The following is an 11,344-nucleotide window of genomic DNA, read 5'->3' as shown; positions in this document are numbered from 1 at the left end:
AGTGGAAACCCTGATCGGACTGCTCGTCGCCGCGCCGCTGCTCGGCGCCGGCGTCCTGCTGACCGGCGGCAAGCGGCTCGACCGCGTCGGCCACTGGATCGGCACGCTGCTCGCGCTGCTGTCCTTCGTGTTCGGCGCGGTCCTCTTCGCCGACATGCTGGGCAAGGACGCCGACGCGCGGACCCTGACCTCGCACCTGTTCACCTGGGTGCCCGTCGACGGCTTCCAGGCCGACGTCGGCTTCCAGCTGGACCAGCTGTCGATGACGTTCGTGCTGCTGATCACCGGTGTGGGCACGCTGATCCACATCTACTCGATCGGCTACATGGCGCACGACGAGCGTCGCCGCCGCTTCTTCGGCTACCTCAACCTCTTCCTCGCGGCGATGCTGCTGCTGGTCGTGGCCGACAACTACTTCCTGCTGTACGCCGGCTGGGAGGGTGTCGGCCTGGCGTCGTACCTGCTGATCGGCTTCTGGCAGCACAAGCCCAGCGCGGCGACCGCGGCGAAGAAGGCCTTCATCGTCAACCGGGTCGGCGACATCGGCCTGTCGGTGGCGATCATGCTGATGTTCACCACCTTCGGGTCCTTCGCCTTCAACCAGGTCCTGCCGCAGGCGCAGCAGGCGTCCACCACGCAGCACGCCACCATCACCGGTATCGGCTTCATGCTGCTGCTCGCCGCGTGCGGCAAGTCGGCGCAGGTGCCGCTGCAGTCCTGGCTCGGCGACGCGATGGAGGGCCCGACCCCGGTCTCGGCCCTCATCCACGCGGCGACCATGGTGACCGCGGGCGTCTACCTGATCACCCGCTCGGGGGCCATCTTCGACGCGGCGCCCGACGCGCAGACCGCGGTGGTCACCGTCGGCGCGGTCACGCTGCTCTTCGGTGCGATCGTCGGTTGCGCGAAGGACGACATCAAGAAGGCGCTGGCCGGCTCGACGATGTCGCAGATCGGCTACATGATCATGGCGGCCGGGCTCGGCCCGATCGGCTACGTCTTCGCGATCATGCACCTGGTGACGCACGGCTTCTTCAAGGCCGGGCTCTTCCTCGGCGCCGGCTCGGTCATGCACGGCATGAACGACGAGGTGGACATGCGCCGCTACGGCGGCCTGCGCAAGTACATGCCGATCACCTTCGTCACCTTCGGCCTCGGCTACCTGGCGATCATCGGCTTCCCCGGCCTGTCCGGCTTCTTCTCCAAGGACAAGATCATCGAGGCCGCCTTCGCCAAGGGCGGCACCGAGGGCTGGATCCTGGGCGGCGCGGGCCTGCTGGGCGCGGCGATCACCGCCTTCTACATGACCCGCGTGATGCTGATGACCTTCTTCGGCGAGAAGCGCTGGGTGCCGGACGCGGAGGGCCACGAGCCGCACCCGCACGAGTCGCCGTCCTCGATGACCATCCCGATGATCATCCTGGCCTTCGGCTCGGTCTTCGCCGGCGCCTTCTTCAGCCTCAACTCGCGCTTCGTGCACTGGCTGGAGCCGGTCACCGGGCACACCGAGGGCGACTCGCCGGTCAGCGCGGGCACGGTCACCGCCGCCACCATGGTGGTGCTGGTCGTCGGCGTCGGCATCGCCTGGCTGATGTACGGCCGCAAGTCCGTCCCCAGCCTCGCCCCGCGCGGCTCGCTCCTCACCCGGGCGGCCCGGCGCGACCTGCTCCAGGACGACTTCAACCACGTCGTCCTGGTCCGCGGCGGTGAACACCTCACCCGCTCGCTCGTCTACCTCGACCACTCCCTGGTCGACGGCGTCGTCAACGGCACCGCCGCCTCCGTGGGCGGCCTGTCCGGCCGGCTCCGCAAGCTGCAGAACGGCTACGTGCGCTCGTACGCCGTCTCGATGCTCGGCGGCACCGCGGTGCTGGTCGCCGCGACTCTTCTCATGAGGGCGGTCTAGCTCATGACCATGTCTTCGTTTCCCCTCCTCACCGTCACCGCCGCGGTGCCCGCCGTGGGAGCGGTCGTCACCGCGGCGGTCCCGGCCGCGCGGCGCACCGCCGCCAAATACACGGCGCTGCTCTTCTCGCTCGCGACACTGGTGCTCGCCGCCGTCACCCTGGTCAGGTTCGACCCTGACGGCGACCGCTACCAGCTGACCGAGTCGCACGCCTGGATCAAGGACTTCGGGCTGCGCTACGAGCTGGGCGTGGACGGCATCGCGGTCGTCATGATCGCGCTGACCGCGCTGCTGATCCCGTTCGTGATGCTCGCCGGCTGGCACGACGCCGACCCGCTGGAGGACGCCAACCCCAACCGGCGCTGGCGGCCGACGCAGGGCTTCTTCGCGCTGATCCTGCTGGTCGAGGCGATGGTGGTGCTGTCCTTCGAGGCCACCGACGTCTTCCTGTTCTACATCTTCTTCGAAGCCATGCTCATCCCGGTGTACTTCCTCATCGGCGGCTTCGGCGACCGCGCCCACGCGGCGGGCGAGGAGGAGGCGGCACGCCAGCGGTCGTACGCGGCCGTGAAGTTCCTGCTCTACAACCTCGCCGGCGGCCTGATCATGCTGGCCGCGGTCATCGGCCTCTACACCGTGACCGCCCACCAGTTGGGCACAGGCACCTTCTCGCTCCAGGAGATCCTCTCGGCGCGGGCGTCCGGCAAGCTGCACATCGAGACGTCCACCGAGCGCTGGCTCTTCCTCGGCTTCTTCTTCGCCTTCGCGGTGAAGGCCCCGCTGTGGCCGCTGCACACCTGGCTGCCCAACGCGATGGGCGAGTCGACCGCCCCGGTCGCCGTCCTGATCACCGCGGTGGTCGACAAGGTCGGCACCTTCGCGATGCTGCGCTACTGCCTCCAGCTCTTCCCCGAGGCGTCCAAGTGGGCGACCCCGGTGATCCTGGTGCTCGCGCTGATCAGCATCATCTACGGCGCCCTGCTCGCGGTCGGCCAGCGCGACATCAAGCGGCTGATCGCGTACGCGTCCGTGTCGCACTTCGGCTTCATCATCCTGGGCATCTTCGCGATGACCAGCCAGGGCCAGTCCGGCGCCACGCTCTACATGGTCAACCACGGCATCTCGACCGCGGCACTGCTGCTGGTCGCCGGCTTCCTGATCACCCGGCGCGGCTCGCGGCTCATCGCCGACTTCGGCGGTGTGCAGAAGGTCGCCCCGGTGCTGGCCGGCACCTTCCTGATCGGCGGCCTGGCCACCCTGTCGCTACCGGGGCTCGCGCCCTTCGTCAGCGAATTCCTGGTCCTGGTCGGCACCTTCAGCCGCTACCCGGTGCTCGGCATCATCGCGACGCTGGGCATCGTGCTGGCCGCGCTCTACGTGCTGGTGCTCTACCAGCGCACGATGACCGGCCCGGTCAAGGCCGGCATCGAGGGCATGTCCGACCTGAAGGTCCGTGAGCTGGTGGTGGTCACCCCGCTGATCGCCCTGCTGCTCTTCCTGGGCGTCTACCCCAAGCCGGTCACCGACATCGTCAACCCGTCGGTGCACCACACGCTCTCCGACGTGCACAAGACCGACCCCAAGCCCGCGCTGGAGGCGAAGAAGTGAGCGCATCCTCCGTCCACAGCCTGTGGACAACGGCGGCGCCAGTCGCCGACAAGTTCCCGACCCCGCACATCGAGTACGCCCAGCTGTCCCCGGTCCTGATCGTCTTCGCGGCCGCGGCGCTCGGCGTCCTGGTCGAGGCGTTCCTGCCCCGCAGGTCCCGCTACACCGCCCAGGTCGGCCTGGCCGCGGTCGGCCTCGCGGCGGCCTTCGCCGCGATCGTCGCGCTCGCCGACAAGGGCTACGGCACCACCAAGGCGCACATCGCGGCCATGGGGGCGGTCGCGGTGGACGGGCCCGCGCTCTTCCTGCAGGGCACCATCCTGCTGGTCGGCTTCGTCGCGATCTTCACCTTCGCCGAGCGCCGGCTCGACCCCCGCGTGCACGGCAACCAGGTCGACTCCTTCGCCGCGCAGGGCTCCGCCGTGCCCGGCAGCGAGCAGGAGAAGGCCGCCGTCAAGGCCGGCTTCACCAGCACCGAGGTCTTCCCGCTGCTGATGTTCGCCGTCGGCGGCATGCTCGTCTTCCCGGCCGCCAACGACCTGCTGACGCTCTTCGTCGCCCTTGAGGTCTTCTCGCTGCCGCTGTACATCCTGTGCGCGCTGGCCCGCCGCAACCGCCTGATGTCCCAGGAAGCCGCCGTCAAGTACTTCCTGCTCGGCGCCTTCTCCTCGGCCTTCCTGCTGTTCGGCATCGCGCTGATGTACGGCTACGCGGGCACCGTCTCGTACTCCGGCATCTCCGCGGTCATCGACGGCACCGCCCCGATGAACCCGGCGCTGGCCTCCACCACCGGCAATGACGCGCTGCTGCTCATCGGCCTCGCCATGGTCACGATGGGCCTGCTCTTCAAGGTCGGCGCGGTGCCCTTCCACATGTGGACGCCCGACGTCTACCAGGGCGCCCCCACCCCGGTCACCGGCTTCATGGCGTCCGCCACCAAGGTCGCCGCCTTCGGCGCGCTGCTGCGGCTGCTCTATGTCGTCCTGCCGGGCATGCGGTGGGACTGGCGGCCCGTCATGTGGGGCGTCGCGATCATCACGATGCTGGCCGGCGCGATCATCGCGGTCACCCAGACCGACGTCAAAAGGCTGCTGGCCTACTCGTCGATCGCGCACGCCGGCTTCATCCTCGCCGGCGTGATCGCCACCACCCCGGACGGCATCTCGTCGGTCCTCTTCTACCTGGCGGCCTACTCCTTCGTGACCCTCGGCGCCTTCGCCGTCGTCACCCTGGTCCGCGACGCCGGCGGCGAGGCCACCCACCTCTCCCGCTGGGCCGGTCTCGGCCGGCGCTCCCCGCTGGTCGCCGCGGTCTTCGCGGTCTTCCTGCTGGCCTTCGCGGGCATCCCGCTCACCTCGGGCTTCGCCGGGAAGTTCGCCGTCTTCAAGGCCGCCGCGGCCGGCGGTGCGATGCCGCTGGTGATCATCGGCGTGATCTCGTCGGCGATCGCCGCGTTCTTCTACATCCGGGTGATCGTGCTGATGTTCTTCAGCGAGCCGAAGGCCGACGGCCCGACCGTCGCGGTGCCCTCCGTGATGACCTCCACGGCCATCGCGGTCGGCGTCGCCGTCACCCTGGTCCTGGGCCTGGCGCCCCAGTACTTCCTCGACCTCGCCGACAAGGCGGGCGTCTTCGTCCGCTAGCCCCTCCCGGACGATGCTGACCCCCGGCGCCCGCAGTGCGCCGGGGGTCAGCTGTCGTAGGGCGGCAGCCGTGTCCTAGTTGGGCACCGCCAGCAGCAGGGCGAATCGCTCGCCCGGGTCCGTCCACCACTGGCGGAGGGTGAAGCCGCCCTCGTGCAGCTCCGCCGTCAGCGACTCGCGGCGGAATTTGCAGGACAGCTCGGTGCGCAGGTCCTCGCCTTCCGCGAGGTCCAGGTGCAGGTCGAGTTCGGGGATCTTGACGGTCTGCGCCATACGGGAGCGCAGCCGCATCTCGATGCGCTCCTCCTCGGCATTCCACACGGCGACGTGGTCGAAGGCCTCGGGGTCGAAGTCGGCGCCCAGCTCGCGGTTGAGCACGTACAGGACGTTCTTGTCGAATTCGGCGGTGACGCCCTGCGCGTCGTCGTAGGCGCGGACCAGGACGTCCGGGTCCTTGACCAGGTCGGCGCCGAGCAGCAGCACGTCGTCGCTGCTCAGCGAGAGCGCCAGGGTGCGGTAGAAGGCGCGGCGCTGGCCGGGGTCGAAGTTGCCGATCGTGCTGCCGAGGAAGGCCAGCAGCCGCGGCCCCGGCTCGTCCGAGAGCGGCAGCCCGTCCTCGAAGTCGGCGACGGTCGCGGTGACGGTGAGGCCGGGGTAGTCGCGGCAGATCGCCTCGCCCGCCTCCGCCAGCGCCGCGCCGCTCACATCGAGGGGCGCGTAGCGTACGAGGCTGCCGCCGGCGGTGAGCGCGTCGAGCAGCAGCCGGGTCTTGCGGGACGAGCCGGAGCCCAGCTCGATCAGGGTGCTCGCCCGGGTGATCGCGGCGATCTCGGGCGCGCGGCGGGTCAGGATCTCCTGCTCGGCCCGGGTCGGGTAATACTCGGGCAGCCGGGTGATCTCCTCGAAGAGGTCGCTGCCGCGCTTGTCGTAGAACCACTTCGGCGGCAGCGTGCGGGGCGGCTCGGCCAGGCCCTTGCGGACGTCGTCGTGCAGCGAGTCGGTGAAGTAGCCGGCGGGCAGCCGGTCGTCGAGGGTGAAGCGGCTCTCGGCCATGCGGTGTCGCTCCTTGCGTTCGGCGGCCCCCGGGGGGCGCAGCGGGATGATCCGTACTCCTGCGGTGGTGGCCAGCAGCAGCGAGCGGTCGGGGACTTCCCGCCATTCGCCCAGCCCCGGCCCCTGGCCGGCCGTGTGCGGCGCGGCAGGCTCCTCGTCGGGCTCCGAGGCCACCAGGGCCGCGCCGGGGCCCGTGCGGTACCACAGGGTGTCGCCCCAGGCCGTGGCGGCGATCGTGCGGCCGTCGGTGAGCAGCAGGTTGAGCCGCGCGTCCGGCCGGGCCGCGGCGACCCGGCGTACCACCGACGCCAGTGCGATGCCCGGCGGCTGGCCCTGGCGCAGCAGCGCGGTGAGCATCGCCCACAGCGCCGCCGAGTCGCTGCGGGCCTCAAGTCCGAGCAGCTCGGCCTCGGTCAGGCCGGTGGGCAGCCGCGTCCAGTCCCGGACGGCGCCGTTGTGGCTGAAGAGCCAGCGGCCGTCCTTGAAGGGCGCGGCGGCCGACTCGTCCTGCGTGGTCCCGGCGGTCGCCGACCGCACCGCGGCGAGGACCGCGCCGCTGCGTATCGCCGGGGCCAGCTCGGCGAAGTTGGCGTCCGCCCATACGGGCACGGCCCGCCGGTAGCGCACCGGCTGCGGGAAGCCGGCGTCGTCGCCGTCCGCACCGGGCGTCCCGTCACCATTGCCGAGCGGATACCAGCCGACGCCGAAACCGTCGGCATTCACCGTGCCGTGGCGCTGCCGCCGCGGCTGCCACGACTGCTCGTACAGGCCGTGCGCGGGTCTGACGAGCAGCCGGTCGAGCGTGACCGGCGGCCCTACGTAGGCGAGATGACGGCACATCAGCCGCGCCCGCCGCCATGCACCGGGTCCTGGGTGCGGAGGGGGGCCTCCTCGTCGCGCGCGGTGCGGAAGCCCGCGAAGATCTGCCGGCGGATCGGGTAGTCCCAGTTGCGGAAGGTGCCGCGGGCGGCCACCGGGGAGACCCCGAAGGCGCCGCCGCGCAGCACCTTGTAGTCGGGGCCGAAGAAGACGTCGGAATACTCCTTGTAGGGGAAGGCGGCGAAGCCGGGGTAGGGGGCGAAGTCGGACGCGGTCCATTCCCACACGTCGCCGATGAGCTGCCGGGCGCCGCTGGGTGCGGCGCCCGCCGGGTAACTGCCGGCGGGGGCGGGCTGCAGGTGGCGCTGGCCGAGGTTGGCGTGCTCGGGCCGCGGGTCCGCGTCGCCCCAGGGGTAGCGGCGGGAGCGGCCGGTGGCCGGGTCGTGCCTGGCCGCCTTCTCCCACTCGGCCTCCGTGGGCAGCCTGCGGCCCGCCCAGCGGGCGTAGGCGTCGGCCTCGTACCAGCACACGTGCAGCACCGGCTCGTCCGCCGGTACGGGCTCGGTGCGGCCGAAGCGGCGGCGGGTCCAGCCCTCGCCGTCCCGGTCCCAGAACAGCGGCGCGACCAGGCCCGCCTCCTGGACGTGCCGCCAGCCCTCCGGCGTCCACCAGGCCGGGTCGTCGTAGCCGCCCGCGGCGATGAATTCGGCGTAGGCGCCGTTGGTGACCGGCACGGTGTCCAGCCAGAATCCGGGCACCTCGACGCTGTGCGCGGGCAGTTCGTTGTCCAGTGCCCAGGGCTCGGTGCTGGTGCCCATGGTGAAAGCGCCGCCGGGTATGTGCACCTCGCGCGGCAGGAGTGCCGCGTCGGCGGGCGCCGGCGGCGGCACGGGCGCGTCGAGGACCGGCGGCCCGACGCGGAGCTGGTGGGTGGCGAGCATCGTCTCGTCGTGCTGCTGCTCGTGCTGGGCGAGCATGCCGAAGACGAAGGCGTCCGCGAGCAGGCGCTCGGGCTGGTCGGGGCCGGTGTCGACGGTTTCGAGCACCTCGGCGGTCTGCTCGCGCACCGCCGCGAGGTAGGCGCGGGCCTCGGCCGGGCCGAGCAGCGGCAGGGCGGGGCGGTCGGCGCGCGGCGTGCGGAACGCGTCGTAGACGTGGTCGAGGTCGGGGCGCAGCCCGGGGCGCCCCCCGGCCTCGCGGACCAGCCACAGCTCCTCCTGGTTGCCGATATGGGCCAGGTCCCACACCAGCGGGGACATCAGGGGGGAGTGCTGCGCGGCGAGGTCGTGCTCGTCGACGCTGTCGGTGAGCAGTTCCGTACGCCGCCTGGCGGCCTCCAGGGCGGCGAGCGCCCGGACGGACGGGGTCTGCGCCGGGGCCTGCGGGGCTGAAGCGGCAGAAGTGGCCCCGGTGGCGGAAGTGGCCGCGGTCCGGGCCGTACTGCTGGTACTGGTGGTGCGGGGGTTTGTCACGACATACCTTCCGGAAGGTCAGACGCGGGACAGCGCGTCCAACTGGTCGTGTGCGGGACATCGGCCACGCTCGGCGTAGCGCTCGGCGAAGGCGGCGACCGCCGCTCGCAGTGCCGCGGGACTGTCCGAGCGCGCCAGTGCGCTCTCCACGGCGGTGAAGCAGGCACGGACGGCCTTGCCGAGGTCCGGGTCGGCCGGGCCGATCCGGGCGGCTCGCCGCCAGACGTCGTCGGAGGGAAGCGGCTGCCCGTCCAGGCAGAGCGCTTCCGTCGCCGCGAGTGCGGCATCGGCGGCGACCGGGTCGTCCAGCAGGGTCGCCGTGAGCGCGGTCGGTACGACCCAGGCGTCGCCGTCCTGGGCGTCGGTCATCCGCAGTTCCAGCCAGCCGCGTGGTCTGACCGGGGGAAAGAGCGTACTGAGGTGGTAGTCGAGGTCGGCGGCCGTCGGGCGGCGCAGCCCCGGCGCCGCGCCGCGCAGCCAGCCGCGGAAGGTCAGGCCGGGGGGTGCGGTCCAGTCGGCGTCCCCGCCGCCGGCCGGTGCGGCTTCGTCGCCGCGTATGCACAGCACCCGCGCGTCCAGCGCGTAGCGCGCCCACGCGGAGCGCGGATCGGGGTCGTGGTCGGGCTGCCGCGTACGGCCCGGGTCCATCGAGGCCCAGGTCGCCTGCCGGGTGGAGACCCAGCCGGTGGGGCGCCCGTCGCGGAGCGGGGAATTCGCGAACGCCGCCACAAGGACCGGGCCGATCCGGTGCGCCAGCTCCCAGCGCTGCCGGTATCCGGTGATCCCCGCGGAGTCGTCACCGCTGTCCAGGTTGATCTGCAGCGACGCCGTGCGGCGCATCATCGTGCGGCCCCAGGGGCCCTCGCGGTCGAAGAAGCCCTCCATCGCCGCATAGCGGGGGTGGTCGAGCACCCTGGGCGGGGTTCTGTAGGGGTCGAGGCCGAGGCCGGTCAGGACCAGGTCCGCCCGGTCCATCGCCACGCGCAGGGCGGCCAGGTCGGCGGCCATCGCCTCGACGCATTCGGTGAGCGAACCGGCGGGCGGGGAGCTCAGCTCCACCTGGCCACCCGGTTCGCGGGTGATTCTGCTGCCCCGGGGCATCGCCCCGGGCACTTCGACCGGCGCGAGTGCCGCGTCCAGCCGGTCGGCGCTTATCAGTGTGCGGGGATCCGAGCGGTCATGCACCAACCACTCCAGCTCCACCCCGGTCCGGGCCGGCGGCCCGGTCTTGAAACAGACACCGCGCACATGCGCCTCTGCCTCGTCCTCAAGCAGGTCGGCTGTCATCGATCCACCTCCTCATCGATCTCATCGATTTCCGTCGGCGATTGATTCCCTCCGGGACTTTTTTCCCGTTGGGGTCTACCCCGATGCGAGGACATGTCACATGTTGCTGCGGCGATTTTAGTTGGCTGTGCGGCCGGACGGTCTTACGTATCGGTGACGTCCGCGGGTCGGGCGAACGGCACCCGGTGTCCACCTGACGGGTTGGTCATAACACCCTGAAACACCGCGATCAGGATCATACGCGGACTCACGGGGCACGGCCTCCCGTACGGCGCCGGCTACGCCGTCCGGTGCGACCTCGCCCGCCGCGCCGGGCGCCGTCCGCCCGCGGCTCGGCATAGGGCGATGCCCCGGCGGTGATCCACAGCCGACCGGCTACGCTGCCCGTGTACGGAATACGAGCCGAGCACCACGTCAGCGCCAGCGGAGCCGCCCGCGAAGCGCCATCCCAGAAACCCCGCCAGAAGCCAGATCAGCGACAGGAGCACCCCTCGTGAACGTCGTCGGGCCACCCTTCGGGCTGAGCGTGTGGGACCCCGCTCTGGACGCCGACATCGGCGCCGGACTCGCGGCGGTGGAAGAGGGCCTGCTCGAGGCCACCAAGAGTGACGTCCCCTTCATCACGGACGCCGCCAGGCACCTGCTGCAGGCCGGCGGTAAGCGCTTCCGGCCACTCCTGGTCATGCTCGGCGCCCAGTTCGGCGACCCGTTCGCGCCCGGCGTGGTGCCGTCCGCGGTGGTCGTGGAGCTCACCCACCTGGCCACGCTCTACCACGACGACGTCATGGACGAGGCCGACGCCCGCCGCGGCGTGCCCAGCGCGAACACCCGCTGGGACAACTCGGTCGCGGTCCTGACCGGCGACTTCCTCTTCTCCCGCGCCTCGCACATCCTGGCCGACCTCGGACCCGAGGCGGTCCGGGTGCAGGCCGAGTCCTTCGAGCGGCTGGTCACCGGGCAGATCCTGGAGACGGTCGGCCCGCGCGACGGCCGCGACCCGCTGGACCACTACCTGGAGGTGCTGGCCGGCAAGACCAGCTCCCTGATGGCGGTGTCCGGGCGGTTCGGCGCGATGATGTCGGGCGCGGGGGAGTCGGTGGTGCACACCCTGACCCAGTACGGCGAGCGCATCGGCATCGCCTTCCAGCTCGCCGACGACGTCCTCGACATCGCCAGCGACAGCCACGAGTCGGGCAAGACCCCGGGCACCGACCTGCGCGAGGGCATCCCGACGCTGCCGGTGCTGCATGTGCGCAAGCAGTACGCGCAGGCCGGCGGCGCCGTCTCGGCCGACGACCGGCGGCTCATCGAACTGCTCGACGGTGACCTCACCGACGACCGGCTGCACGCCGAGGCGCTCGGCCTGCTGCGGGCCCACCCGGCGCTCGACCAGGCCCGCCGCGACTCGCTGCGCTACGCCGAGGAGGCGCGGACCGCGCTGGCGCCGCTGCCCGAGGGGCCCGCCAAGCAGGCGCTGGCCGGGCTGTGCGACGCCGTGGTGCACCGGGCGGGCTGAGCACCGCCTGCCGGCTGCCGCCCGGCTGTCGACCGCCTGC

General features: G+C 71.7%; 7 protein-coding genes and 1 pseudogene. 4 read left to right on the top strand and 4 right to left on the bottom strand.

Translation table 11 applies throughout. From position 1 onward, the window contains the following. Window position 1: 1 nt before the first annotated feature. The 3 genes from nuoL to nuoN are packed head-to-tail and all read left to right on the top strand — an operon-like array spanning window position 2 to window position 5,157. Window positions 2-1,906, top strand: a complete 1,905-nt coding sequence (nuoL, locus tag OG900_16580) for an NADH-quinone oxidoreductase subunit L (protein ID WUH91562.1) — start codon at window positions 2-4, stop codon at window positions 1,904-1,906. A gap of 3 nt (window positions 1,907-1,909) precedes the next feature. Further along, a complete protein-coding gene (locus tag OG900_16575) occupies window positions 1,910-3,514 on the top strand; it encodes an NADH-quinone oxidoreductase subunit M (protein WUH91561.1) in 1,605 nt (534 codons plus the stop codon). Further along, window positions 3,511-5,157 (top strand): NADH-quinone oxidoreductase subunit NuoN, encoded by a 1,647-nt coding sequence (nuoN, locus tag OG900_16570; GenBank protein WUH91560.1) that lies wholly within the window; start codon window positions 3,511-3,513, stop codon window positions 5,155-5,157. The genes OG900_16575 and nuoN overlap by 4 nt, the downstream gene beginning before the upstream one ends. Window positions 5,158-5,232: 75 nt before the next feature. Here the strand turns inward: nuoN and egtD are convergent, their stop codons facing one another. From egtD to egtA, 4 genes and pseudogenes are all read right to left on the bottom strand, one after another. After that, on the bottom strand, window positions 5,233-6,210 hold the full coding sequence (egtD, locus tag OG900_16565; protein ID WUH95794.1) for an L-histidine N(alpha)-methyltransferase: 978 nt from the start codon (window positions 6,208-6,210) through the stop codon (window positions 5,233-5,235). Between the two features lie 99 nt (window positions 6,211-6,309). Continuing rightward, window positions 6,310-7,050 (bottom strand): annotated as a pseudogene (egtC, locus tag OG900_16560) (ergothioneine biosynthesis protein EgtC). Beyond that, on the bottom strand, window positions 7,050-8,369 hold the full coding sequence (gene egtB / locus OG900_16555) for an ergothioneine biosynthesis protein EgtB (GenBank protein ID WUH95793.1): 1,320 nt from the start codon (window positions 8,367-8,369) through the stop codon (window positions 7,050-7,052). Before egtB ends, egtC begins: the two are co-directional and overlap by 1 nt. A gap of 150 nt (window positions 8,370-8,519) precedes the next feature. Continuing rightward, on the bottom strand, window positions 8,520-9,788 hold the full coding sequence (gene egtA, locus OG900_16550) for an ergothioneine biosynthesis glutamate--cysteine ligase EgtA (GenBank protein WUH91559.1): 1,269 nt from the start codon (window positions 9,786-9,788) through the stop codon (window positions 8,520-8,522). A 493-nt stretch (window positions 9,789-10,281) separates the two neighbouring features. Here egtA and OG900_16545 point away from each other — a divergent pair, with 493 nt between their 5' ends. After that, window positions 10,282-11,304 carry a polyprenyl synthetase family protein gene (locus tag OG900_16545; GenBank protein ID WUH91558.1) on the top strand — a complete coding sequence of 341 codons (1,023 nt, stop codon included), beginning with the start codon at window positions 10,282-10,284 and terminating at the stop codon, window positions 11,302-11,304. Window positions 11,305-11,344 lie beyond the last annotated feature (40 nt).

The sequence above is a fragment of the Streptomyces sp. NBC_00433 genome, from assembly GCA_036015235.1.
Lineage (GTDB): Bacteria > Actinomycetota > Actinomycetes > Streptomycetales > Streptomycetaceae > Actinacidiphila.
The sequence above is the reverse complement of the archived record's forward strand: the minus strand, read 5'-3'. Positions and strand labels throughout refer to the sequence as shown.

Coding starts and splice junctions, on each gene's coding strand:
- egtA (WUH91559.1), bottom strand. CDS start 9,788: ATGACAGCCGACCTGCTTGAGGACGAGGCAGAGGCGCATGTGCGCGGT.
- OG900_16575 (WUH91561.1), top strand. CDS start 1,910: ATGACCATGTCTTCGTTTCCCCTCCTCACCGTCACCGCCGCGGTGCCC.
- egtD (WUH95794.1), bottom strand. CDS start 6,210: ATGGCCGAGAGCCGCTTCACCCTCGACGACCGGCTGCCCGCCGGCTAC.